We start from the raw sequence: 25,504 nt of genomic DNA, 5'->3' as shown, positions 1-25,504 counted from the left end.
GCTCAGAACTGCTCGACGAAGTACGGCTGCAGGGTCATCCAGCCGTTGCCGCGAGCGCCGTTGCGGGTGCCGTTGTCGCTGCGGGCCAGCGTGTACCAGGAGTCGACGTAGTCCGGGTCGTCGGTCCACCAGTCGTCCGGGACGGCGTCCAGGACCGCGTTCACCAGCGGGATGTAGGCGCCCTGGTCGGCGATGGTCAGCAGGACCCCCGCGATGGCCTTCGCCAGGTCGCGGTAGTTGGTGCTGCCGTCGTCCTCCATCATCACGGCGTCGGCGAGGTTGTACTTGTACAGCGACCAGTTGACCAGGATCTGGTTCGGGCTGTACGTCGTCCCGTCGTTGTCCAGGTACGGCATGTCGACGGGGTCGACCCGTACGACCCCGTCGAGGCCGAAGCCCGTGACGAGGGTGTAGATCTCGGCGTCGCCCTTGACCCACGGCTCCTCGTCGTCGGAGAGCCGGACCTGGGTGATGCGCGTGGTCCAGAAGCCCGCCGCGGCCGTCGAGGCCGACGTCGAGGACGGCGCCGCGGAGCGCCGCTCGGAGGACGTCAGGCCCTGGCGGTCCAGTTCGCCCCGCAGGACGTCCAGGCCCGCGGCCAGCGCCTTGGAGCCGTCGATGTCGACGACGTACACCGGGTGGGTGGGGGCGGTACGGGCGTCGAGGCGGTGGGCCCGGCCCCGGCTGTCGTAGGCGGTGACGGTGCGGACGTCCTCGTCGGAACTGGCCGCGGCCACCCAGGGGGTGACACCGGAGGCCAGCGCCGCGCGCATCGAGTCGTCCCCGAGCCGCAGCCGCAGCAGGGAACCGACGTCCGCGCCGAGGCCCTTGGCGGCGGCGATCCGCCGGTCGGCGTCGGCGAGCGCGGGCCGCAACTGCTTGCCTGCGAGTTCGGTGACGGCCACCTCGTCCGAGGACAGCGCCGCGTGGCGGACGCGGGCGCTCCACGAGGCGTCGGAGAGGGAACCGGCGATGGCGCGCGCCGCCTGGTCCTCCGCCACGGTGACGGCGGACGACGGGGCGTGGGCACGCGGGGCGGCGGTCGCGGGGAGCGCGGTGGCGCTCTGTGCGGCCGTCAGGGCGATCAGCGAGGCGGCGACGGTGGCGACGACGCCGCGCCGGCCGGGGTGAGGGTGTCTCACGTGGATCGATCCTCCTGGGGGCGAGCGATCAATGGGCGCGCTGACAGGGTGGAACGAGGGAACGCCGAGCAACGGCCATGCCTGGCCGCCGGGTTGTCTATGCGAGTAGATGACCCGTCGGTAAGCATGACGATGACATGCCATACGGGCAAGGGGTGTCGAGGTTTCCGCGGTGGAAGATCAGTCGAACTCCCGGCGACGGCTAGATCGCCGAGGCCGCGGCGAGGCCGCCCAGCAGGACGGTGGTGAAGCGGGCCGCCCAGTCGGCGTCCACCGGTTCGCAGCTGACGAGCGCGCGGTGCACCACGGCCCCCGCGATGACGTCGAAGATGAGGTCGACCTGCGCTGTGGGGTCGCCGTCGTCCGGCGGGATCTCCCCGCGTGCCTGGGCCCGTCGGCGGCCCTCGACGACCAGGCGCTTCTGCCGGTCGACGATCGCCGCCCGGATCCGCCGCCGCAGCCCGTCGTCGTGGGTGGCCTCGGCGACCACGGCCATGAGCGCGGTCCTGGTGGCGGGCTGCTCCAGCAGGGCCGCGAACTGCAGGACCACGCCCTCCACGTCGGCCCGCAGGCTGCCGCGGTCGGGCAGTTCGAGCTCGTCGAAGAGGACGGCGACCGCGTCCACGACGAGTTCGTTCTTGTTCGCCCAGCGCCGGTAGAGGGTGGTCTTGGCGACCCTCGCGCGGGCCGCGACGTCGCCCATGGTGAGCTTGCCCCAGCCGAGCTCGACCAGGGCCTGCCGTGCGGCGTCCAGGATCGCCCGGTCGGCCTCCGCGCTGCGGGGACGTCCGGTCCTTCTGCCTGTTTCACGCGCGCACATGGCTGGGAACCCTATCCCCGTTGCGCGGCGCGCGACCCTGCAGTTACGCTACGGGGCGTATCGAAAGGGTGGCGGCCACCGCGCGCGAGTCGGGGACTTCGCGTCGGGCGGCGCGTCATCGCCGCGTGCCGCAGGTGGCGCTTTCGGGGGGCGATTCCCCGGGAACCGCGACGAGGGGGGAGGATTGGTCTCATGCAGCCACGGAACATGTCCATGAGCGGCGTGGTCGACCTCGCCGCTGTCAAGGCGGCCGGCGAGGCCAAGGCGAAGGCCGAACAGGCCCGCGCGGAAGCCGCCCGCAACGGGGGAGCGCCCGCCGCCCCCGCCTTGGTGACCGAGGTCACCGAGGCCACCTTCGAGAGCGATGTCCTGCAGCGCTCCACCGAGGTCCCGGTCGTCGTCCACTTCTGGACCGACCGCGCGGACGCGAGTGTGCAGTTGCAGGAGACGCTGGAGCGGCTCGCCGCCACCTACGCGGGCCGGATCGTCGTCGCCAGGATCGACGTCTACGCGAACCAGCTGCTGGTGCAGCAGTTCGGCGTACAGGGCATTCCCGCGGTGTTCGCGGTGCTGGCCGGCCAGGCCATGCCGCTCTTCCAGGGCGCCGCTCCCGAGGACCAGATCCGCGAGGTGCTGGACCAGCTGGTCGCCGTGGCCGAGCAGCGGTTCGGGATCACGGGCGTGCCGGCCGAGGAGGGCGCCGAGGTGCCGGTGGCCGAGGAGCGGCCGCCCACCGCGCAGGAGATCGCGCTGTCGGCGGCGCACGACGCGCTGGACCAGGGCGACCTCGGTGGCGCGATCCAGGCGTACCGCAACGTGCTCTCGGACGACCCGTCCAACGCCGAGGCGAAGCTGGGCCTGGCGCAGGCCGAGTTGCTGCGGCGGGTGGAGGGAGCCGACGCGCAGGCCGCCCGCAAGGCCGCGGCCGACGCGCCGGCGGACGTGGCGGCGCAGATCGCCGTGGCCGATCTGGACCTGGTCGGCGGCCATGTCGAGGACGCCTTCGGCCGGCTGGTGGACACCGTGCGGCGCACCGTCGGCGAGGACCGCGAGACCGTGCGGCTGCGGCTGCTGGAGCTGTTCGAGGTGATCGGTGCCGACGACCCCCGGGTGACGGCCGCCCGCGCGGCCCTCGCGCGAGTGCTGTTCTGACCTGATCACGTAAGGTGGCCGTGCTTCGAAAGCCATTTCGAGCCCGGCGCAGGACCGGCCGCGCTTTACCAAATCTTGATGAAGCGCGGCCGCTGTTACTTCCGGTAAGAGAGTGACAGGACTCTGTCCGCATCTGTTACCCGGTGGGCGATTTTCACACCCTCATCGCAACTACGTACGGTAACCGTTGTGGTCTAGACCATAACTTCTGGGTTATCGCACCGTTACCCGCTAGTAACGACGCCCCTTGTGCAGCGGCGCCGAATGGACCACGATCGGCCAAGCCCGGTCCGTCGCCGAGAAGTCGGCATCCAGCCGTCCGATTCGTGCGCGGGTCCCCACCGGGCCGGGACGCCGAAGCTGTGCCAGCAGTGGACGCGGACCGCGGACAGGGGGGTCTCCGCCGTCCGGCGGGGCCTGTCCAGCAGGTTGCGCGAGAGCGTGGCCGTGTGGTTGTCGCTCGGGGGTGATCGCCGATTTTCGGACAGTGTCGTCCGCTCTTACCCGCGTGACGGCCGTCGATACGGCGCTCTCCTTCCCGAGGACGTAGCACTTCTCCCATCCCGCCGCAATCCCCACGATTCCGGCCGGAGATGTACGTCCGAGAAGGAGGAAAGTCATGGAGTCGCTCATCCGCGGCGGTACCAGATGGAAGCGGTTCGCCGTCGTCATGGTGCCCAGCATCGCTGCCACCGCGGCGATAGGCGTGGCCCTGGGTCAGGGCGCGCTCGCCGCGTCGTTCAGCGTTTCCGGCCAGCAGTTCAAGGTCAAGGCCCAGGACCTGGACGGTGACGGCTTCGTCCAGTACGGAGCCCTGGACATCCAGCACGGCGGCAAGCCGATCCCGGTCGCGGTCTCCGCGTTCGACTCGGCCACGATCACCGGACTGTGCCAGTCCGTGGTCGTGCCGACGCCGATCGGCGACGTCACGCTGAAGCTGGGTGCCGGCAACAACGGCAAGAAGGTCGAGGCGAAGAACCTCTACATCGACCTCGACCAGCTCGACGCCGACGCGGAGTTCACCGATATCAACATCGGTGTCGCCGCCGAGGACACCCAGCAGGGTCCCGGAGTGAAGGCCGGCGACAAGATCGTCCCCGGTTCCTTCGCGCAGGAGGCCCGGAAGGCCCACCTCACCGGTGTCGAGCAGACCGCGTGGGCGACCAGCGCGGGCACCTTCAAGCTCAGCGGGCTGAGCATGTCGGTGAAGATGGGTTCCGGCGCGAAGTACGAGTGCTTCTAGCCTGACCAGAGGGGGTGGGGGGCACGGGATGCCCCTCACCTTCCTCACCCCCGACTCTTTCCAGAACGCCAGTCCCAGGGAGCTGTTTTCCATGAGCGCCGAGACACACGGACTGAGGGGCCGGTTCGGCTATTGGCGGTTCCGCTTCCGCGTATGGCGCGGGCAGCGGCCGTTCTGGGCGGGCCTGCTGACGCTGCTGGCCGGTCTGCCCATCGCGTACTTCCCGTACGCCCATCTCTCACTCGGCGCGCTGAGCCTGACCATGGCCACCACGGCCGGGTCCGGTTCGCTGATCATCGGCGTGCTGCTGGTCGTACTCGGCCTCACCATGTGGTTCCAGTCGGCGGTGCGGGTCTTCTCGGGCGTCGCGTCGATCCTGCTGGCGCTGGTGTCGCTGGTGGTCTCCAACTTCGGCGGCTTCGTGATGGGCTTCCTGCTGGGCCTGATCGGCGGCGCCCTCGCCGTCTCCTGGGCCCCGGGCGTACCGCCCGCCGACGGCGGCGCGGACCCGGCGGAACTGCCCGGCAGCGGCAAGGGTGACGACGGTGACGCCGGCTATGTGCCGCCGCCCGGCTCCCCCTACGCGGCGGCCTACGGCGAGTACCAGGCCGACCCGGCCGGCGACCAGGCGGCGACCGCCCCGCAGCACCCGGTGGACGGCGCCGAGACCGTAGACGCGAACGGGAGGCACAGTGCGGGGTGATGAGGTCCAGCCCGCTTCCGGGGTCGCCGCCGGCAGCGGCACCCGTGAGAGAACGGGGCCGCGGCACGCGGCACCGAGGAAGTCGCTGCTGACCAAGCTGCAGATGCCCGCGGGCAAGGCGATAGCCCTGGCCGCGATGCCGACGGCGGTCCTGATGGGCATGGGACTGACCCCGAGGCTGGCCTCCGCCGACGAACTGCCGAAGAACCCGTTCTCGGGCACCAAGTGCGTCGAGCAGCCCGACGAACCGTCGGAGTCCGCTAGGCCGGGCGTCACCCCGTCGAGCGGGGCCACCAAGTCCCCGACCGAGACCCCCACCCCGTCCGTGAGCCCCTCGTCGGGATCCCCTGGTTCCGGTGACGGGGGCGGCAAGGGCGACGAGAGCGGCGGCGGTTCCTCCGGTGGCGCGGGGACGACGGCGCCCGAGCCGTCCGCCTCGCCGTCGGCGACCAAGCAGAGCAACCCGCTGGACCCGCTGGGCGTCGGTGACGCCCTGGGCGACCTGCTGGGCCTCGACAAGGAGAGCGAGGAGTCCGCCACGGCGACCCCCTCGCCGAGCACGACCCCCGTCCCGGGCGCGACCTCGGCCGCTCCCGGGCCGAGCGCCTCGACGGGCACGGTGAAGAAGGCCGGGGACACCACCGACACGCTGAAGAAGTCGGTGTCGGAGGCGGTCGAGAAGCTCTCGGAGACGACGGGTGAGGTCACGCAGACCCCGAACCCCTCGCAGAGCTCGCCGGCCGTGTCGGAGGACGGCAAGACCCCGTTCCCGTGCCCGACCCACGACGCGCAGGCCCTGGCGGACGCCGCCTACCAGGAGACGCAGTCGCTGCTGCCGGACGACCCCTGGGTCCTGCGCAGCAGCCTGCTGACCCTGACCGGGCTCGACTACAAGGGCATCGTCGAGGTCAAGACCTGGAGCGGAAAGGTCAAGAAGGTCCTGAAGTTCACCGCCACCGGCGTGGACATCAAGGACCTGCGGCAGGAGGTCGTGGGGCCGAACGGCACCGTCGGGCACGTGGACGCCCGCAAGGGCAGCACCTCGACGATCCGCAACGGCACGGTGACGATGTACACCGAGTCGCTGAAGGGCAACCTCTTCGGGCTCATCCCCATCGAGTTCACCCCGGACACCCCGCCTCCGATCAACGTGCCGGCCGCCTTCTTCACCAACGTGACGGTCGAGCAGGCCGGTCAGTTCGGCGGCACGCTGAAGGTCCCCGGCATGCACGTGTACAACACCGCGGACTGAGCGAACCGGCCCGCCCGCACGGAGGACCCCTCCGGGAGCCGCACGAGGAAACGGCGGAGGGCGCCGTCCCCGCAAGGGGAGGCGCCCTCCGCCGTTCCCGTGTCCGGGCGGCCGGTCAGACCGCGCGGTGGCCGAGGTGGTGGACCCGCACCAGGTTGGTGGTGCCGGGGACGCCGGGCGGGGAGCCGGCCGTGATGATCACGGTATCGCCCTCGGTGTAGTCGCTGAGCTTCAGCATCTCCTCGTTGACGATCTCGACCATCTCGTCGGTGGTGTTCACGTGCGGGACGACGGTGGTCTGCACGCCCCAGGTGAGCGCCAGCATGTTGCGGGTCGACTCGTCGGTCGTGTACGCCACCACCGTCTGCGGCACGCGGTAGCGGGCCAGCCGGCGGGCGGTGTCGCCGGACTTGGTGAAGGCGACAAGGGTCTTGGCGTCCAGGTAGTCCGCGAGCTCGGCGGCGGCGCGGGCGACGGCGCCGCCCTGGGTGCGCGGCTTGCGGCCCTCGAGCGGCCACAGGCCCTGCTTGAGCAGTTCGACCTCGGCCGCCTCGATGATCCGCGACATCGTCTTCACGGTCTCGATCGGGTACTTGCCGACGCTGGACTCCGCGGAGAGCATGACCGCGTCCGTGCCGTCCAGGATCGCGTTGGCGACGTCGGAGGCCTCGGCGCGGGTCGGACGGGAGTTGGTGATCATCGACTCCATCATCTGGGTCGCGACGATCACCGGCTTGGCGTTGCGGCGGCAGAGCTCGATCAGCCGCTTCTGCACCATCGGGACCTTCTCCAGCGGGTACTCCACCGCCAGGTCGCCGCGGGCCACCATGACGCCGTCGAAGGCGGCGACGACGTCCTCCATGTTCTCGACCGCCTGCGGCTTCTCGACCTTGGCGATGACCGGCACGCGGCGGCCGACCTCGTCCATGACGCGGTGGACGTCGCGGACGTCCTTGGCGTCGCGCACGAAGGAGAGCGCCACCATGTCGACGCCCATGTACAGGGCGAAGCGCAGGTCCTCGATGTCCTTCTCGGACAGGGCGGGGACGTTGACCGCGGCGCCGGGCAGGTTGATGCCCTTGTGGTCGGAGATGACGCCGCCCTCGACGACCAGGCAGCGGACCCGCTGGCCCTCGACCTCGATCACGCGCAGCGCGACGTTGCCGTCGTTGATCAGGACGGGGTCGCCGGCGCGGACGTCGGCGGGCAGGCCCTTGTAGGTGGTGCCGCAGATGGTCTTGTCACCGGGGACGTCCTCGGTGGTGATGACGAACTCGTCACCGGCGACCAGCTCCACGGGACCGTCCGCGAAGGTCTCCAGGCGGATCTTGGGCCCCTGGAGGTCGGCCAGCACGCCGATGGCACGTCCGGTCTCCGCGGAGACCTTGCGCACCCGCTGGTAGCGCTCCTCGTGCTCGGCGTGGCTGCCGTGGCTGAAGTTGAAGCGGGCCACGTTCATTCCGGCCTCGGCCAGCGTCTTCAGCTGGTCGTAGGAGTCGACGGCGGGACCCAGGGTGCAGACGATTTTCGCTCGGCGCATGACGACGATCCTATCGGGTTTGTTCCGCTCCGGAATTTTCCCGTGCGGGGGAGGCATGGACGGTGCGGACGGCGGCCATAGAGTAGAGCCTGCGGCGGCCTCGACGAGTCACCGGCCGGTCACCAGCGAGTACGTCTGCTGCGCGATCTCCAGCTCCTCGTCGGTGGGGACGACCGCGACCACCACCCGGCTGCCCCCGGCCGACACCACACGGGCGGCGCTGCCGCGCACCGCGTTGCGCACCGGGTCCAGCTCGACGCCCAGAGCCTCCAGGCCGTCCATGGCGGCGGCCCGGACCGCCGCGGAGTTCTCGCCGACGCCCGCCGTGAAGGCGATCGCGTCGACCCGTCCCAGCACGGCGGTGTAGGCGCCGACGTATTTGCGCAGCCGGTGGACGTAGACGTCGAAGGCGAGCTGCGCGGCCGCGTCGCCCTCGGCCATCCGGCGGGCGATCTCCCGCATGTCGTTGTCGCCGCACAGGCCGAGCAGGCCGGAGCGCTTGTTGAGCAGGGTGTCGATCTCCGCCACCCGCATCCCGCCGACGCGGGCCAGGTGGAAGACCACGGCCGGGTCCAGGTCCCCCGAACGGGTACCCATCACCAGGCCCTCCAGGGGGGTGAGCCCCATCGAGGTCTCCACGCACTCCCCGCCGCGCACGGCGGAGGCGGACGCGCCGTTGCCCAGGTGCAGCACGATGACGTTGACCTCGGCCGGGTTCCTGCCCAGCAGCCGCGCGGTGGCGCGGGAGACGTACGCGTGCGAGGTCCCGTGGAAGCCGTAGCGGCGCACCTGGTGGGCGTCGGCGGTCTCCCGGTCGATCGCGTAGCGGTAGGCCTGCTCCGGGATCGTGGAGTGGAAGGCGGTGTCGAAGACGGCGACCTGCGGCAGGTCCGGGCGCAGGTCGCGGGCGACCCGGATGCCGGTGACGTTCGCCGGGTTGTGGAGCGGGGCCAGCGGCGCGAGTTCCTCGACGGCGGCGAGCACCTCGTCGTCGATCAGCGTCGGCGCGGTGAAGCGCGTGCCGCCGTGCACGACCCGGTGGCCCACCGCGGCCAGTTCGGGGGAGTCCAGGCCGAGGTCGCGGGCGGCGAGCTCGTCCGCGACGGTCTTCAGCGCCTCGGCGTGGTCCGCGGCCCCGCCCGGCTCGCCGATCCGCTCGACGATCCCGGCCGCCGGCCGGCTGCCGTCGGCCATGTCCAGCAGCTGGTACTTCACCGACGAGGAGCCGGAGTTGAGCACGAGTACGCGGGTGGCGGTCACGTTGCCTTCCCTGTTGTGGCCGGTCACCGGTCGCCCTGGGCCTGGATGGCCGTGATGGCGACGGTGTTGACGATGTCCTGGACGAGCGCGCCGCGCGACAGGTCGTTGACGGGCTTGCGCAGACCCTGCAGCACCGGGCCGACCGCCACGGCGCCCGCCGAACGCTGCACGGCCTTGTAGGTGTTGTTGCCCGTGTTGAGGTCCGGGAAGATCAGCACGGTGGCGTTCCCGGCGACCTTCGAGTCCGGCAGCTTGGTGGCCGCGACCTTCGCGTCGACCGCCGCGTCGTACTGGATCGGGCCCTCCACCAGCAGCTCCGGGCGCCGCTGCCGGACCAGTTCGGTGGCCCGGCGCACCTTGTCCACGTCGGCGCCCGAGCCGGAGGTGCCGGTGGAGTACGACAGCATCGCCACCCGCGGCTCGACCCCGAACTGGGCGGCCGTCTCGGCGGACTGGATCGCGATGTCGGCCAGCTGCTCGGCGTCCGGGTCCGGGTTGACGGCGCAGTCGCCGTACACCAGCACCCGGTCGGCCAGGCACATGAAGAAGACGGAGCTGACGATGGACGCGCCCGGAGCGGTCTTGATGATCTCGAAGGCCGGGCGGATCGTCGCCGCCGTGGAGTGGACGGCGCCGGAGACCATGCCGTCGGCGAGGCCCTGCTCGACCATCAGCGTCCCGAAGTAGGAGACGTCGGCCACGACGTCGTACGCCAGCTCGTAGCTGACGCCCCGGTGGGCGCGGAGCCTGGCGTAGAGCTCGGCGAAGTTCTCGCGCAGCGGCGAGGTCTGAGGGTTCGTCAGGGTGCAGCCGGGCACGTCGACGTTGACGCCGAGCTCGCCGGCCCGCTTGCGGATCGCGTCCTCGTCGCCGAGCAGGACGATGTCGCACACGTCCCGGCGCAGCAGGACCTCGGCCGCGTGCAGGATGCGCTCCTCGGTCCCCTCGGGCAGGACCACCCGGCGGCGGCCGGAGCGGGCCCGCTCGATCAGCTCGTGCTCGAACATCATCGGGGTGACGCGCTCACCGCGGACCACCGACAGCCGCTCGGTCAGCTCGGGACCGTCCACGTGCTTCTCGAAGAGCCCCAGGGCCGTCTCCGCCTTGCGGGGGGTGGCCGCGCCCAGCCGCGCCTCCAGGGCGAAGAGCTCGGCGGCGGTCGGGAAGCTGCCGGCGGGCACCGACATCACCGGCGTGCCGGGGGCCAGCCGCGCCGCCAGGGCCATGATCTCCGGGCCGGGCACCTCGTCCAGGGTGAGCAGGATGCCGGCGATGGGCGGGGAGCCGGCGGAGTGCGCGGCCAGCGAGCCGATGATCAGGTCCGCCCGGTCGCCGGGGGTGATCACCATGCAGCCGGGGGTCAGCGCGCGGATGAAGGTCGGCAGCATCGCCCCGCCGAAGACGAAACCCATCACGTCCCGGGACAGCCCGCCGTGGTCGCCGAGGAGCACCTCGGCGTGGAGCGTCTCGACGACCTGGGAGACGGTGGGGGCCGACAGCGCGGGCTCGTCGGGCAGGACGTACGAGGGCACCGGGAGCCGGCGGCGCAGCCGCGTCGCGGTTTCCTCCAGCACCTGCGGGGGCACCCGGTTGGCGATCATGGCGATGATGTCGCAGCCCAGCCCGCTGTACGCCTGGTGCGCGTTGCGGACCTCGTCCACCACCGAGTCGGCGCTCTGGTCGCGGCCGCCGACCACCGGGATCACCGAGGCGCCGAACTCGTTCGCCAGCCGGGCGTTGACGCCCAGCTCGCCGGGGAGGTTGGTCTCGTGGAAGTCCGAGCCGAGGACGAGCACGGTGGGGAACTCCGCGGCCACCAGGTGGTAGCGGTCCACGAGGCGGGCGATGAGCGCGTCCCGGCCCTGCTCGGCCTGGAGCGCGGCCGCCTCCTCGTAGCTCAGGCCGTAGGCGGTCGCCGGGTCCTGGGTGAGCCGGTAGCGGCTGCGCAGCAGCTCGAACATCCGGTCGGGTGTGTCGTGGACGAGCGGCCGGAACACCCCGACGCGGTCCACCTGCCGGGTCAGCAGCTCCATCACGCCCAGCTCGACGACCTGGCGGCCGTCCCCCCTGCCGATACCGGTTACGTACACGCTGCGCGTCACGCGCTCTCTCCGTTCCTGCCCGGGCGTGCTCCACCCAGTCGGGTGGCGGACATCTGTTGACATTACCGTTCGGTGTGCGTATGGCGCGCGGCGGGTGCGGTGCGGACCTACGATGCGAAAAGGCGACCGTACACGCGACGGAGGGAGCGTGGAGCGCCATGCGCATCGGAGTCCTCACCGCCGGCGGCGACTGCCCCGGGCTCAACGCCGTCATCCGCTCGGTGACCCACCGCGCGCTGACCTACCACGGCGACGAGGTCATCGGCTTCGAGGACGGCTTCAAGGGCCTGCTGGAGGGCCGCTACCGTCCGCTCGACCTCAATTCCGTCAGCGGCATCCTCGCCCGGGGCGGCACCATCCTGGGCTCCTCCCGGCTGGAACGCGCACGTCTCCACGAGGCCGCCGACAACTGGCGCACCATCTGCTCCGGCTACGGCCTGGACGTCCTCATCCCCATCGGCGGCGAGGGTACGCTCACCGCGGCCCGGCTGCTCGCCGAGGCCGGAATGCCGGTGGTCGGCGTCCCCAAGACCATCGACAACGACATCTCCGCCACCGACCGCACCTTCGGCTTCGACACCGCCGTCACCGTCGCCACCGAGGCCATCGACCGCCTCAAGACCACCGCCGAGTCCCACCAGCGCGTCATGGTCGTCGAGGTCATGGGCCGGCACGCCGGGTGGATCGCCCTGGAGTCCGGCATGGCCGGCGGCGCCCACGGCATCTGCCTGCCGGAACGCCCCTTCGACCCCGCCGACCTCGTCGCGATGGTCGAGGAGCGCTTCGCCCGCGGCAAGAAGTTCGCCGTGGTCTGCGTCGCCGAGGGCGCCCACCCCGCCGAGGGCACCATGCCGTACGCCCACGGCGAGATCGACGCCTACGGCCACGAGCGCTTCGCCGGGATCGGAGCCCGGCTCGCCGCGGAACTCGAGCAGCGCATGGGCAAGGAGGCGCGCCCCGTCATCCTCGGCCACGTCCAGCGCGGCGGCGTCCCCACCGCGTACGACCGGGTGCTGGCCACCCGCTTCGGCTGGCACGCCGTGGAGGCCGCGCACAAGGGAGCCTTCGGCTGCATGACGGCGCTGCGCGGCACCGCGGTGGACCTGGTGCCGCTCGCCGACGCGGTGATGGTGCTCAAGCGGGTGCCCGAGGACCGCATGCAGGAGGCGGAGTCGGTCTTCTGACGGTACGTCACCCGCGTTCGGCCCGGCGGCTCACGGACGGCGCTGCGGGGCCCAGCGGTAGGTGAGTTCGGGCCTGCCGACCTGGCCGTACTGCGGGGCGCGGACCGCGCGGCCGGTCTCCACCAGGTGCTCCAGGTAGCGGCGGGCGGTGATCCGTGAGACGCCGACGGCCTGGGCCGCCCCGTTCGCCGACAGGCCCTCCGCCGCCTCCCGCAGCGCCGTGGTCACCGCCTCCAGGGTGGGGCCGCTGAGGCCCTTGGGGAGCACGGAGCCCTCCGGGCTGCGCAGCGCCGCCAGCGCGCGGTCCACCTCGTCCTGCCCCGAGGCCTCTCCGCCGGCGAGCTCGTCGCGGTAGCGCGCCCAGCGCTCCAGCCGGTCGCGCAGGGTGGGGAAGGTGAAGGGCTTCAGCAGGTACTGCACCACCCCGACCGAGACGGCCTGCCGCACCACGCCGAGATCGCGGGCCGAGGTCACCGCCACCACGTCGGCGGTGTGCCCGGCCGCCCGCAGGGTGCGCACCACCTGCAGCCCGTGACCGTCGGGCAGGTTGAGGTCGAGCAGGATCAGGTCCACCTGGTGGCGTTCGAGGGCGCGCAGCGCCGCGCCGCCGGAATGGGCCACCGCGGCCACCGTGAACCCCGGCAGCCGGTCCACGTACAGCCGGTGGGCGTCCGCCGCCACCGGGTCGTCCTCGACGACCAGCACTTTGATCATGTCCGCACCTCCCCGCGCAGCGGCAACCGTACGGTGAAGGATGCGCCGCCGCCCACCGCCCGGTCCAGGTCCACCGTGCCGCCCGCGCGACGGGCGGTCTGCTCGACGAGCGCGAGCCCGAGGCCGTGCCCGTGGCTCTTGGTCGTCCAGCCGCGCAGGAAGACCTCGCGCACCACCGCCGGGTCCACCCCCCGCCCGCTGTCGGTGACCCTCAGCAGCAGCTCGTCGTCGTCGGCGCGGGCGGTGACCTCGACGTGCGGGCGCGCCGCCGACTGCGCGGTCCCCTCGATGGCGGCGTCCAGGGCGTTGTCGACCAGGTTGCCCAGGAGGGTGACGAGGTCCCGGGAGGTCAGCGAGGCGGGCAGCACCCCGTCGTCGATGCGGCTGTCCCCGGTGACCGTCAGCTCCACGCCGCGCTCGTTCGCCTCGGCCGCCTTGCCCAGCAGCAGCGCGGCCAGCACCGGTTCCGCCACCGCGGCCACCACGCGGTCGGTCAGCGCCTGGGCCAGCTCCAGTTCGGCGGTGGCGAAGTCCACCGCCTCCTGGGTGCGGCCCAGTTCGATGAGCGAGACGACCGCGTGCAGCCGGTTGGAGGCCTCGTGCGCCTGCGAGCGCAGTGCCTCGGCGAAACCGCGCACGGAGTCCAGCTCGCCGGTGAGCGACTGCAGGTCGGTGTGGTCCCGCAGGGTCACCACGGTGCCGCGGCGCTCCCCGCCGCGCACCGGCGAGGTGTTGACCACCACCACCCGCTCCGCGGTCAGGTGCACCTCGTCCACCCGCGGCTCGGCCGCCAGCAGCGCGCCGGTCAGCGAGGCGGGCAGCCCGAGGTCGGCGACGTAGGAGCCCACCACGTCCCCGGGCAGGCCCAGCAGTTCGCGGGCGGCGTCGTTGCAGAGAGCGACCCTGCGGTCGGCGTCCAGCAGGATCAGGCCCTCGCGCACCGCGTGCAGGGTCGCCTGGTGGTAGTCGTACATGCGGCTCAGCTCGTCCGCGGCCATGCCGTGCGTGTGGCGGCGCAGCCGGGCGTTGGCGAGGTAGGTGCCCAGGCCCCCGACCGCCAGGGCCGCCGCGGCGATCCCGATGAGCGCCGCCAGTTGGTCCCGCACCTGGTCGGTGATGGCCTCGAGCGTGATGCCGACGCTGACCAGGCCGATGATCCGGCCGTCGTCGAGGACGGGGGTGACCACGCGTACGGACGCGCCCAGCGTGCCGGTGTACGTCTCCGTGAAGGTGCCGCCGCGCTGTGCGCCTTCTATGTGCCCGAGGAAGGGGAGGCCTATCTGCCGGGTGTCGGGGTGCGTCCAGCGGATGCCGTCCGGGCTCATGATCGTGATGAAGGAGACGCCGGTGTCCCGCCGGACCTGCTCGGCGTACGGCTGGAGCGCGGCGGTGGGGTCCTCGCCGCGGATCGCCGCCGCGACCGAGGGGGCGTCGGCCACCGCCAGCGCGGCGGCCGTGACCCGGTCCTCCGCGGCGTCCTCCGCGCGCTCGGCGGCGTTGACGTAGACGAGCACCGCGATGCCCGCGACCACCATGGCCACGATGACCACCTGCATCGCGAACAACTGGCCCGCCAGGCTGCGCGCACGGCGGCGCGGCCGGGGGTGGCGGAGGCGGGTCGGGAGCGGCATGCCCACCAGTGTGCACAGGTCCCGCGAACACAATGAACGCAAACGTGACCTGGCTCACTGCACGGGCGCATAGTCACCGGGACCTATCCAATCGCGGACGTCCCGGGACGGCGTCCGGGTGGACCGAGGAGACGAAGGTGTCAGTGCCGGTACAGAGCCGTACCCAAGGTCGCAGGGACCGCACCCATTTCCTGTACATCGCGGTGCTCGTCGCCGCGATCGCCGGCGCCGTGCTCGGCATGGTCGCGCCCGACGCGGCCGTCGAGCTGAAGCCCATAGGCACCGGGTTCGTCAACCTGATCAAGATGATGATCTCGCCGATCATCTTCTGCACGATCGTGCTCGGCGTGGGCTCGGTCCGCCAGGCCGCCAAGGTCGGCCGGGTCGGCGGCCTAGCCCTCGGCTACTTCGTGGTGATGTCGTTCGTCGCCCTGGCCATCGGCCTGGTGGTCGGCAACATCCTCCAGCCCGGCGAGGGGCTGCACCTGACCGACGCGCTCAAGGACGTGGGCCAGGCGCAGGCCAAGGACGCCCCGGCCGAGACCCTGCCGGACTTCCTGCTGAGCATCATCCCGGTCACCCTGGTCTCCGCCTTCACCGAGGGGCAGGTGCTGCAGACCCTCCTGGTCGCGCTGCTGGTCGGTTTCGGCCTGCAGGCCATGGGGCCGGCGGGCGAGCCGATCCTGCGCGGTGTCGGCCACATCCAGAAGCTGGTCTTCCGCGTGCTGTCCATGATCATGTGGGCGGCCCCGATCGGTGCCTTCGGCGCGATCGCTGCGGTCGTCGGCTCGGCGGGCGTGGACGCCCTCAAGGCGCTCGCCACGATCATGTTCGGCTTCTACGTCACGTGCCTGATCTTCGTCGTGGTCGTGCTCGGCCTGATGCTCCGCTTCTTCGCCGGGGTCAACCTCTTCCAGCTGCTGAAGTACCTCGGCCGGGAGTTCCTGCTGATCGTCTCCACCTCCTCCTCGGAGTCGGCGCTGCCCCGCCTGATCGCCAAGATGGAGCACCTGGGCGTCAGCCGTCCGGTCGTCGGCATCACCGTGCCGACCGGCTACTCCTTCAACCTCGACGGCACCATGATCTACCTGACCATGGCCTCGCTGTTCATCGCCGACTCGATGGGCCAGCCGCTCTCCCTCGGCCAGCAGATCACCCTGCTGCTGTTCATGATGGTCGCCTCCAAGGGCGCCGCCGGCGTCACCGGCGCGGGCCTGGCGACCCTCGCCGGCGCGCTGCAGTCGCACAAGCCGGCCCTGGTCGACGGTGTCGGCCTGATCGTCGGCATCGACCGCTTCATGAGCGAGGCGCGCGCCGTCACCAACTTCGCGGGCAACGCGGTCGCCACGGTGCTGATCGGCACGTGGACCAAGGAGTTCGACCGTGAGCAGGCCCGGCGGGTGTTCGCCGGCGAGCTGCCCTTCGACGAGACCACGCTCGTCGACGACGGCCACGGCGCGGCCCCCGAACCGGCCGCGCCGGCCGAGCCGACGGACACCGGCAAGGAGCCGGTGAAGACGGCCTGACCTGCCGTCACCCCCAGAACGGTCCCGCCGGGCGGATCCCCCCTCCGCCCGGCGGGACCCGCATTTGTGCGGGGTTCACCCGGTCGGCCCATGGTGCGGCGCGAATTTCCGCCAGAGTGGGCCGGGCGCGCGGGAGCCGGTGAGGGAGCGGGCGCACAGGGCTCGTGCGCTGGGCGCGCGGCCTGCGCCACGACACGCCGGATGCCGTGACGAGGGGGCGGGTGCCGAGCGGCGCTCGTTCCGCTCCAGAAACTTGGTCTCGAATCGGGAAACTTCTCAACTACCGCCCTGCATAAGGGAGATAATCACACGGCCCGGCCATGGGGGGTGGGGAGTACGCGTGCCTGCTGGACTTGACGAAAACGTGCACTTGTCACGGCTCGCTCGTTATGCGTGTGCGTCGCCTTTCTGTGTCCGGGATGAGATATTTGCCGCATTCCGGACAAATGGTGTGCGCGCGCCAACGCACCCCGAGTGAACGAGGTCCCCGCTATGACTGCCACCCCCACCGTGATGGCCGAGAACGACGTCCTGGCCGGGCGCTCGCAGACGCGGCGGAGGATCCCGCTGGCGGAGCTCGCCTCCCGCGGCAGCTCGCACGCCTCGCCGACCCTCAGCCGCGTGATGCCCGCCGCCGCCTCCGCCGGGAACGTCCCGGTCGCGGCCTTCCAGTCGTTCAGCAGCAAGTAGGCCCGACCGACTCGGGGGTCCGGGCCGCAGCCATGGAGACACCGGCGCCGACCAGGGCGTTGTCGCAGTTCGTACTGAAGTTGCACAGCCGGTGCGACCTGGCGTGCGACCACTGCTACGTCTACGAGCACGCCGACACCAGCTGGAAGGCGCGGATCCGCGCCACGCCGCACGAGGTCGTCGAACGCGTGGCGGCACGGATCGCCGAGCACGCCTCGGCGCACCGGATCCCGGCCGTCCAGGTGGTGTTCCACGGGGGAGAACCCCTCCTGGCCGGGCCGGCACGGATCCGCCGGGCCGCCGCCGCCTTACGCGGGGCGCTCGACGGAGTGTGCGCCCTCGAGCTCGGCATCCAGACCAACGCCGTGCTCCTGGACGAGCGGTTCTGCGACGTCTTCGACGAGTTCGGCATCTCGGTCGGCGTCTCTCTCGACGGCGGCCGGGCCGAGAACGACCGCCACCGGCGGTTCGCCGACGGGCGGGGCAGCTACGACCGCGTGGTGGCGTCGATCGGGCTGCTCCGCGAGCCGCGCTACCGCCATCTCTTCGGCGGACTGCTCTGCACGATCGACGTCGAGAACGACCCACTGGCGGTGTACGAGGCCCTGATGGCGCTCGAACCGCCCCGCGTCGACTTCCTGCTGCCGCACGCCACCCACGACGTCCCGCCCACGCGTCCCGGCGGTACCCCGGCGCCCTACGCGCAGTGGCTGCTGGCCGTCCACGGCCGCTGGACGGCCGAGGGACGCCCGGTCCCGGTGCGGGTCTTCGACTCCGTGCGCCGGATGCTGCGCGGCGGGAGCAGCCTCGTCGAGTCGATCGGCACCGATCCGGTCGACCTCGTCGTCATCGAGACCGACGGCGGCTTCGAGCAGGCGGACTCGCTCAAGACCGCCTACGACGGCGCACCGGCCACCGGGATGGACGTGTTCGCCCACTCCCTGGACGAGGTCGCCGCCCACCCCGGCATCGCGGCGCGGCGGCAGGGCAAGGAGGGGCTGTGCGACGAGTGCCGCCGCTGCCCGGTCGTCGACGTCTGCGGCGGGGGACTGTACGCGCACCGCTACCGCACCGGGACGGGATTCGCGAATCCGTCCGTGTACTGCGGTGACCTGATGGAGTTGATCCTCGGCATCCGCGAGGCCGAGGAGACGGAACGGGAGAACCCGGTGAGCACCGCGTCGGGGCAGCAGCCCCAGTCCCCCCTGACGGAGGATTGGATCGACCAGCTGGCCGCCGGCTACGGCGACGCCGCGACCGTCGCCGCGCTCGCCGCCGAGCAGCTGGAGCACACCCGCGGGCTGCTCACGGCCGTCTGGGAGCGTGCTCCCCGCGACGGCAGGACCGCCGCGGTCTGGCGGGTGCTCGCCGAGGTCGACGAGGCCGCGCCGGAAGCCCTGGACAAGGTGCTCGGCCACCCCTACGTACGGACGTGGGCCCGGCACTGCCTGGAGACGGGCGGCGACCGCGGGGCGGACGTGGCGGGGCTCGCCGAGTTCGCGGCCGCCGCCGTGGTGCGGGCCGCGGGCCGGTACGGGGCGGCGGTACGGGTGCCCGTGCACGACGGCGCGGTCCGGCTGCCGGGCCTCGGCCGCGTCCTGGTCGGCGCCGCCGACGGCGAGGACGCCGAGGTCACCGCCACCGCCGACGGTTTCTCCGTGAGCGCCGCGGGCGGCACCGTACGGATCGACGTGCACGGCCCGGGGGACGCGCGGTGGCACCCCGTACGGCGGGTCGGCCCGGCCGGCTGGAGCGTGGCGCTGGAGGACACCGACCGCTACCGCGACGCCCACCAGTGGCCCCCGGTGCCCCGGCAGGGCGAGGCCGAGGTGAAGGCCTGGCACGAGGACCTGGTCGCCGCCTGGGACTTCATCGGCCGTGAACTGCCCCGCTACGCACCGGGCCTGGCCGCCGGGCTCGGCACCGTCACCCCGCTGGTCCCGCCGGGCGACGGCAGCGACGTCAGCGGGGCCGCCCGGCAGGCGTTCGGCGCGGTCGGCATCGCGCGGCCCGCGTCACCGGACACCCTGGCCCTGCTGGTCGCCCACGAGTTCCAGCATGTGAAGCTCGGTGCCGTACTGGACCTGATGGACCTGTACGACCCGGAGGACACCCGCCTCTTCCACGCCCCGTGGCGCCCCGATCCGCGCCCGCTGGAAGGGCTGCTGCAGGGGACGTACGCCCATGTCGCCGTCGCCGAGTACTGGCGCGCGCTGGCCCGCCGGGGCGTCCCGGGGGCGGCGGCGCCGTTCGCCCGGTGGACCCGCGAGACGGCGGAGGCGGTCGACCGGCTGGCCGGCAGCGGATCGCTCACCCCGCTCGGCAAGCGGTTCGCCGACGGGATGGCCCGCACCGTCGCCCCCTGGCTCTCCGAACTGAACGGGGTCTGAGGTGCACACGCTGAGAAGCCTGACCCGGGATCTGCGCGCGCTGGGCGTCGAACCGGGGGAGGTGCTGCTCGTCCAGGGCTCACTGAAGGCGCTCGGCCCGGTCGAGGGCGGCGGCCGCACCGTGGTCGCGGCCCTGCGGGCGGTGCTGGGCGACCACGGCACCCTGGTCGCGTACGCGGCGACGCCGGAGAACTCGGTCACCTCCCGTGTGGACCGGCAGCGCACCGAGGGCATGGACGAGGCGGAACTGGCCGCTTACCGCGAGTCGATGCCCCCCTTCGACCCGCTGACCACCCCCGTGTCGCCCAGCGTGGGGCGGCTCGCGGAGGAGGTGCGGCTGCTCCCGGGCGCACTGCGCAGTGCGCACCCGCACACCTCCTTCACCGCCTTCGGCCCGGCCGCGAGCTTCGTCACCGAGGCCCACGCGCTGGAGAGCCACCTCGGTGAGGACTCGCCCACCGCCCGGCTCTACGACCTGCGGGCCCGCGCCCTGCTGATCGGCGTGGACCTGTGGGTCTGCACCGCCTACCACCTGGCCGACTACCGGGCCGTCCCGCCGCCGGACCGCCCGTACCGGGCCCTGGTGCGCACGGAGGACGGCGGCGGGGAATGGGTGCACTTCGAGGCGCCCGACATCGACGACCGGCACTTCCCGGGGATGGTCCCGGTGGTCGCGAACGGGTGCGCGGTGCTGGACGGCCCGGTCGGCGACGCCTCCTGCCATCTGGTGCCGATCGCCGACGCGGTGGATGTCATCGCCAAGTGGCTCGTGAACAACGGCCGTTGACCTGATCCGCGCAAAAATGATGGTCATGCGCTATTCCGCCGGAGAATCGGCGGTTCCTACACTGAGATTCCCTCACGAGGGGTGGAGCGGGGTCGTGTAGGTCGGGCGGGGGAGATGGCGCATGGCATTACCCGTGGGGCAGGGAGACGCCTCGGACAAGCCCTATTTCTTCCTCAGTTATGCGCACACCCCCAGGAACGACCCCTCGGACCCCGACCCCGACCTGTGGGTCGCCAAGCTCTACAACGACCTGTGCGCGCACATCCTGCAGATGACGACGCTGCCCGCCGGGGTGCGGGCGGGCTTCATGGACCGGGGGATGAACGTCGGCGAGGGCTGGCCCGAATCGCTCGCCGAGGCGCTCGCGCACTGCCGGGTGTTCGTCCCGCTCTATTCGCCCCGCTACTTCCGCAGTCAGCAGTGCGGCAAGGAGTGGTACGCCTTCTCGCAGCGCGCCGTCTACCACCGGTCCCTGCACGACCGCCAGATATCCGGCATCGTGCCCGCGCTGTGGGTGCCGGTCGCGGCGAACGACATGCCGGGCCCGGCCGAGGGACTGCAGTTCAACCACGCGGACTTCGGCGAGGACTACGCCGCCGAGGGTTTCTACGGGCTGATCAAGCTCAGCTACCTCAAGCACGAGTACGAGCGGGCCGTCTACCGCCTCGCCCAGCGCATCGTGCAGGTCGTGGAGGACACCAAGATCGCCAAAGGGCGCCACCTCGACTACCACCACGTCCCCAGCGCCTTCGGCCCCCCGGGTGCCAGCCGGCCGCTGCGCGTGACGGTGCTCGCCTGCTGCGACACCGAGGAGCTGCCCGCGGGCCGCAGCCCCACCTGCTACGGGCCCTCGCCGCGCGACTGGAACCCCTACCGCCCGCAGAGCAGCCGGCCGCTGGCCGACCACGCCGCCGACCTGGCGCGCAACCTCGACTACCGCGTCAGCGTGGGGGTCTTCGAGGAGGAGCTGGACCGCCTGCTGGACCCCACCCCCACCGCCCCCGGGCTGCTGCTGCTCGACCGCTGGGCCCTGGAGTCGGCCGAACGGCGTGAGATGCTCAGCCGCTTCGGCAGCGAGCACCGCCCCTGGGTCAGCGTCCTGGTGCCGTGGAACCGTGCCGACCCGGAGTCCAACGGCCACGAGGAGAACCTGCGCCGCCTCGCCGACGACGCCCTCGACCCCAGCCGCACGGACGGTACGGGCGGGCGCTTCGTGCGCAACAACATCCCGAGCCTCGAGGTCTTCAGCGACGACGTGCCCAGGGCCGTGGGACGCGCGGCCAAGCACTACGCCGCCCACGCCCCGGCCTTCCCGCCCCGGGGCCCGCACAGCTCCCGCCCCAGGCTCCGGGGTCCGTCCGCCGGGGCGTACGGATCCGACCGCTCCTCCCCGCACGGCCTGCACGACGACCGCGGCACCACTGAACCCGACAAGCCGGAGGGCCAGGATGACCGAGAGCCGTAACGGACGTGTGATCACGTTCTACTCGTACAAGGGCGGCACCGGACGGACCATGGCCCTGGCGAACACCGCCTGGATCCTCGCCGCGAACGGCCACCGGGTGCTGACGGTGGACTGGGACCTGGAAGCCCCCGGCCTCTTCCGCTTCTTCCACCCCTTCCTCGACTCCTCCGCGCTCGCGGCCACCACCGGCATGATCGACCTGATCACCGAGTACCGGGAGGAGGCGCTGCGCGACGTGCCGCGGCCGCCCGACTGGCACCGCCAGTTCGCCAGGGTCCGCCCGCACGCCATCTCCCTCAACTGGGCCTTCCCCGACGGCGGCAGCCTGGACTACCTGTCCGCCGGCCGGCAGGACCGCAACTACTCCACCGCGCTCACCGGCATCGACTGGGACGTCTTCTACGACCGCTTCGGCGGCGGCCAGTTCCTGGACGCCATGCGCGCGGACATGCGCCGCCACTACGACTACGTCCTCATCGACAGCCGCACCGGGCTCAGCGACATCGCCGACATCTGCACCGTCCACATGCCCGACGAGCTGGTGGTCTGCTTCACCCTCAGCGACCAGAGCATCTACGGCGCCTCCGCCGTCGCCCGCGACATCGAGGAGCGCTACAACGGCCGCGGAATCCGCATCTTCCCCGTGCCGATGCGCATCGACGACGGGGAGAAGGAGAAGGCGGACGCCGGACGGGCCCTGGCCCGCGCCCGGTTCGAGGGGCTGCCGGCCGGGATGGACGACGACGAACGCGTCTCCTACTGGGGGTCGGTGGAGATCCCGTACCGCCCCTTCTACGCCTACGAGGAGATCCTGGCGACCTTCGGGGACGCCCCGGGCCTGTCCAGTTCGATGCTGTCGGCCTGCGAACGCCTCACCTCCGTGGTCTCCGGAGGCTCGGTGACCTCGCTGCCCCCGATCGCGGAGTCCGAACGGCTGCGCTGGGCAGCGGAGTTCACCCGCCGCAGGCCCGTCCCGCCGTCCGGGCTGGTGCTGGCTTACGTGCCCGAGGACCGCATGTGGGCGGACTGGATCGAGTGGATCCTGACCCGGGCCGGCTTCCGGGTCGTCCCCTGGGACGTGGAGACGCACACCGCCCCCGCGGATCAGCCCGCCGTGGCCGGAGCCTCGTCCCGGACCCTCGTCGTGCTGTCCGCCGCCTACCTGCGCTCCCGGCGGGCCATGCGCGTGTGGGAGTCGAGCGCGGGCACCGACCCCTCGGGCCTGCAGCACCAACTGATGCCGATCCGGGTCGGCGACGTACGCCCCGGCCCGCCGCTGGCCCAGCGGAGCCCGGTCAGCCTGGTGCGGCTCGACCACTCCGCGGCCGCCACCACCCTGCTGCGCGCCCTCGGCCGGGACGAGGCGGACCTCAACCCGACCGCCATGGCCGGCGGCCCGCGCTACCCCGTCGGCGACCCCAAGGTGTCCAACCTGCGGCCCCGCAACACCTTCTTCACCGGTCGCTCCACCGTCCTGGACCGGCTGCGCGACCGCCTGGGCGGCGGCAACCCCTCCGTCCAGCCCTTCCCGCAGACCCTCCACGGCCTCGGCGGCGTCGGCAAGACGCAGGTGGCGCTGGAGTACGCGCACCGTTTCAAGGCCGACTACGACCTGGTGTGGTGGATCGAGGCGGAGCAGGAGGACCGGATCGCGCCCTCCCTCGCCGAACTCGCCCGCCGTCTGGAACTGCGCGTCGGCGACAGCGTGTCCGAGGCCGCCGAGGCGGCCCGCGAGGAACTGGCCGCCGGCACCCGCTTCGCGCGCTGGCTGCTGGTCTTCGACAACGTCGAGGACCCCGAGCGGGTACGCCGCTTCTTCCCCGGTGGGCGCGGCCACATCGTGGTCACCGCACGGAACAAGCCGCCGACGGGACCGACCGAGCCGCTGGAGATCGAGGTCTTCAACCGCTCGGAGAGCGTGGAGCACCTGCGCCGCCGGGTCGGCGGCATGACCCGGGAGGACGCCGGGCAGGTGGCCGAGGCGGTCGGTGACCTGCCGCTGGCCGTCGAGGTGGCCGCCGCGTGGCTCGCCGAGACCGCCACCCCCGTCGACGTCTATGTGCACCAGCTCAAGGAGCAGACCACCAAGGCCCTGTCGGTCACCACCGCCGCCGGCTACCCGCGGGAGGTCGGCGCGACCTGGAGCATCTCCATCAGCCGGCTGCGCAACCAGTCCAAGGCCGCCGTCCGGCTGCTGGAGCTGTGCGCGTTCTTCGCGGCCGAGCCGATCTCGATGACCCTGATCGAGAGCGACTCCATGATCCAGGCGCTGCTGCCCCACGACCGCGAGCTGCGCGACCGCTACATGCTCGGCAAGGTCATCCAGGCGCTGAACCGCTTCGCCCTGGCCAAGGTCGACCCGGCCGACAGCAGCATCCAGGTGCACCGGCTGGTGCAGGCCGCCGTGCGCGCGGAGATGACCGAGGACGACCGGCAGGAGACGATGCACGAGGTGCACCGCATCCTCGCCGAGGCCCGGCCGCCGGAGGACGCCATCAACGACCCGGCGAACTGGCCCGGGTTCGAGCTGATCTGGCCGCACCTCGCCCCGTCGCAGGCCGAGGAGTGCCGTGAGGAGAAGCCGCGCCAGCTGCTGGTCAACCGCGTCCGCTACCTGTGGAAGAGCGGCGAGCTGGAGCAGGCGCGGCTGCTGGCCGAGCAACTGCTCGGCGTGTGGAAGCAGTCCCTCGGAGAGGACGACCTGCAGACCCTCAACCTGCAGTTCGAGCTCGCCAACGTGCTCCGCTCGCAGGGCAAGTACCCGGAGGCGCGGCGGTACGACGAGGACACCCTGGCCCGGCAGACCTCACTGCTGCCCGCCGGCCACCCGCACACGCTGATCACCGGCGGCAGCCTCGCCGCGGACCTGCGGGCACTCGGCCTCTTCCAGGAGGCCAGGGAACGCGACGAGGAGATCTACGCCGGATTCAAGGACATCTTCGGCGAACAGCACCCGCGCTCCCTCGTCGCGGCCAACAACCTCGCCATCGACTACCGGCTCACCGGGGACTCCGAACTCGCCCGCCGCCTGGACCAGGAGACCGTGGACCGGCGTACCCCGATGCTCGGCGACCGCCACCCGTACACCCTGTCCACCAAGGCCAATCTCGCCCGCGACCTGCGGGAGGTCGGCGACTACACCGGTTCCGTGGCGATGCTCGAAGAGGTGATGGACGTCTTCCAGGACGTCCTCAACCCCGACGTGCCCGAGACGCTCCGCAACGCCAAGAGCCTCGCGGTCTCGCTGCGCAAGGCGGGCCGGGCCGCCGAGGCGATGCGGCTCACCCAGGTGACCTACGACCGCTACCTGGAGCGGTACGGGCCCGACGTGCCCGACACGCTCGCCTGCGCGCTCAACCTCGCCGCCGACTACTCGGCCGCCGGCGACAAGGAGAAGGCCCGCGACCTGGCCGCCGACGCCCTCGCCTCCTACCGCCGGATGCTCGGCGACGACCACCCGTTCACCCTGGCCTGCCGCAACAACCTCGCCATCTACCTGCGCGGCAGCGGCAACGCCGAGGAGGCCGTGGCGGTCGGCAACGACACCCTGGCGCGGCTGGAGCGGGCCGTCGGACCCCGCCACCCGTACACCCTCAACTGCATGATCAACCTGGGCAACGCCACGGGCGAACTCGGCGACAGCGAGCGGGCCGTGACCCTGCTGGAGACCGCCCTGCGCGGCATCACCGAGCGCTACGGACCCGAGCACCCGGACGCCCTGGCCTGCGAGATCAACCTGGCCTACGCCCTGCGGCAGTCCGGCCGGCACGCACGGGCGCAAGCGATCCGCGGCCGGGTGCTCCCGGAGTGCGTACGGCTGCTCGGCGAGGAGCACCCCCTCAGCCGGGCCGCCCGCGAGTGGTACCGCGTCAACCGGGACCTGGAGCCGCAGCCGGTGTGAGC

At 72.1% G+C, this 25,504-nt stretch carries 18 protein-coding genes; 11 read left to right on the top strand and 7 right to left on the bottom strand.

Annotated features, from left to right (window positions below; all coding sequences use genetic code 11):
- Positions 1-2 precede the first annotated feature (2 nt).
- The gene (locus tag B085_RS0136195; RefSeq protein ID WP_018563486.1) at positions 3-1,142 is read right to left on the bottom strand and encodes a DUF3103 family protein; all 1,140 of its coding nucleotides are present in this window, start codon (positions 1,140-1,142) and stop codon (positions 3-5) included.
- A 202-nt stretch (positions 1,143-1,344) separates the two neighbouring features.
- On the bottom strand, positions 1,345-1,962 hold the full coding sequence (locus B085_RS0136190) for a TetR/AcrR family transcriptional regulator (protein WP_018563485.1): 618 nt from the start codon (positions 1,960-1,962) through the stop codon (positions 1,345-1,347).
- 192 nt (positions 1,963-2,154) lie between these two features.
- Here B085_RS0136190 and B085_RS0136185 point away from each other — a divergent pair, with 192 nt between their 5' ends.
- The 4 genes from B085_RS0136185 to B085_RS0136170 all read left to right on the top strand — a co-directional run bounded on the left by B085_RS0136185 (position 2,155) and on the right by B085_RS0136170 (position 6,312).
- Complete coding sequence (locus tag B085_RS0136185; protein WP_078620223.1) at positions 2,155-3,114, top strand: tetratricopeptide repeat protein; 960 nt, start codon at positions 2,155-2,157, stop codon at positions 3,112-3,114.
- Between the two features lie 619 nt (positions 3,115-3,733).
- Complete coding sequence (locus B085_RS0136180) at positions 3,734-4,357, top strand: DUF6230 family protein (protein WP_018563483.1); 624 nt, start codon at positions 3,734-3,736, stop codon at positions 4,355-4,357.
- A 91-nt stretch (positions 4,358-4,448) separates the two neighbouring features.
- Complete coding sequence (locus B085_RS0136175) at positions 4,449-5,060, top strand: DUF6114 domain-containing protein (protein ID WP_018563482.1); 612 nt, start codon at positions 4,449-4,451, stop codon at positions 5,058-5,060.
- Complete coding sequence (locus B085_RS0136170; RefSeq protein WP_018563481.1) at positions 5,050-6,312, top strand: hypothetical protein; 1,263 nt, start codon at positions 5,050-5,052, stop codon at positions 6,310-6,312. The genes B085_RS0136175 and B085_RS0136170 overlap by 11 nt, the downstream gene beginning before the upstream one ends.
- Before the next feature lie 115 nt (positions 6,313-6,427).
- Here B085_RS0136170 and pyk read toward each other — a convergent pair whose 3' ends face one another.
- The 3 genes from pyk to pta form a co-directional block, all read right to left on the bottom strand.
- Entirely contained in the window at positions 6,428-7,852 is a 1,425-nt protein-coding gene (pyk, locus tag B085_RS0136165; RefSeq protein WP_018563480.1) for a pyruvate kinase, read from the bottom strand.
- 108 nt (positions 7,853-7,960) lie between these two features.
- Complete coding sequence (locus B085_RS0136160) at positions 7,961-9,112, bottom strand: acetate kinase (RefSeq protein ID WP_018563479.1); 1,152 nt, start codon at positions 9,110-9,112, stop codon at positions 7,961-7,963.
- A 23-nt stretch (positions 9,113-9,135) separates the two neighbouring features.
- Entirely contained in the window at positions 9,136-11,214 is a 2,079-nt protein-coding gene (gene pta, locus B085_RS0136155; protein ID WP_018563478.1) for a phosphate acetyltransferase, read from the bottom strand.
- A 158-nt stretch (positions 11,215-11,372) separates the two neighbouring features.
- On the opposite strand from pta, the gene B085_RS0136150 reads away from it, so the two are divergent.
- Positions 11,373-12,398: an ATP-dependent 6-phosphofructokinase gene (locus B085_RS0136150; RefSeq protein WP_018563477.1), complete on the top strand. Its 1,026-nt coding sequence runs from the start codon at positions 11,373-11,375 to the stop codon at positions 12,396-12,398.
- A gap of 30 nt (positions 12,399-12,428) precedes the next feature.
- Here the strand turns inward: B085_RS0136150 and B085_RS0136145 are convergent, their stop codons facing one another.
- On the bottom strand, positions 12,429-13,112 hold the full coding sequence (locus tag B085_RS0136145) for a response regulator (protein WP_018563476.1): 684 nt from the start codon (positions 13,110-13,112) through the stop codon (positions 12,429-12,431).
- The gene (locus B085_RS0136140; protein WP_026251809.1) at positions 13,109-14,743 is read right to left on the bottom strand and encodes a sensor histidine kinase; all 1,635 of its coding nucleotides are present in this window, start codon (positions 14,741-14,743) and stop codon (positions 13,109-13,111) included. The genes B085_RS0136145 and B085_RS0136140 overlap by 4 nt, the downstream gene beginning before the upstream one ends.
- A 143-nt stretch (positions 14,744-14,886) precedes the next feature.
- Here B085_RS0136140 and B085_RS0136135 point away from each other — a divergent pair, with 143 nt between their 5' ends.
- The 6 genes from B085_RS0136135 to fxsT all read left to right on the top strand — a co-directional run bounded on the left by B085_RS0136135 (position 14,887) and on the right by fxsT (position 25,502).
- A complete protein-coding gene (locus tag B085_RS0136135; protein WP_018563474.1) occupies positions 14,887-16,269 on the top strand; it encodes a C4-dicarboxylate transporter DctA in 1,383 nt (460 codons plus the stop codon).
- A 492-nt stretch (positions 16,270-16,761) separates the two neighbouring features.
- Positions 16,762-16,959 carry a hypothetical protein gene (locus B085_RS0136130; protein WP_018563473.1) on the top strand — a complete coding sequence of 66 codons (198 nt, stop codon included), beginning with the start codon at positions 16,762-16,764 and terminating at the stop codon, positions 16,957-16,959.
- Positions 16,960-16,991: 32 nt separating this feature from the next.
- On the top strand, positions 16,992-19,349 hold the full coding sequence (locus tag B085_RS0136125) for an FxsB family cyclophane-forming radical SAM/SPASM peptide maturase (protein ID WP_037733168.1): 2,358 nt from the start codon (positions 16,992-16,994) through the stop codon (positions 19,347-19,349).
- 1 nt (position 19,350) lies between these two features.
- Positions 19,351-20,136 carry an aminoglycoside N(3)-acetyltransferase gene (locus B085_RS0136120; protein ID WP_018563471.1) on the top strand — a complete coding sequence of 262 codons (786 nt, stop codon included), beginning with the start codon at positions 19,351-19,353 and terminating at the stop codon, positions 20,134-20,136.
- Between the two features lie 121 nt (positions 20,137-20,257).
- A complete protein-coding gene (locus B085_RS0136115; protein ID WP_051102251.1) occupies positions 20,258-21,601 on the top strand; it encodes a TIR-like protein FxsC in 1,344 nt (447 codons plus the stop codon).
- Positions 21,585-25,502, top strand: coding sequence for an FxSxx-COOH system tetratricopeptide repeat protein (gene fxsT / locus B085_RS0136110; RefSeq protein WP_026251808.1), 3,918 nt, complete (start codon positions 21,585-21,587; stop codon positions 25,500-25,502). The genes B085_RS0136115 and fxsT overlap by 17 nt, the downstream gene beginning before the upstream one ends.
- Positions 25,503-25,504: the final 2 nt, after the last annotated feature.

It is taken from the genome of Streptomyces sp. BoleA5, assembly GCF_000373665.1.
GTDB lineage: Bacteria > Actinomycetota > Actinomycetes > Streptomycetales > Streptomycetaceae > Actinacidiphila.
This window is presented reverse-complemented; position numbering and strand designations above follow the sequence as displayed.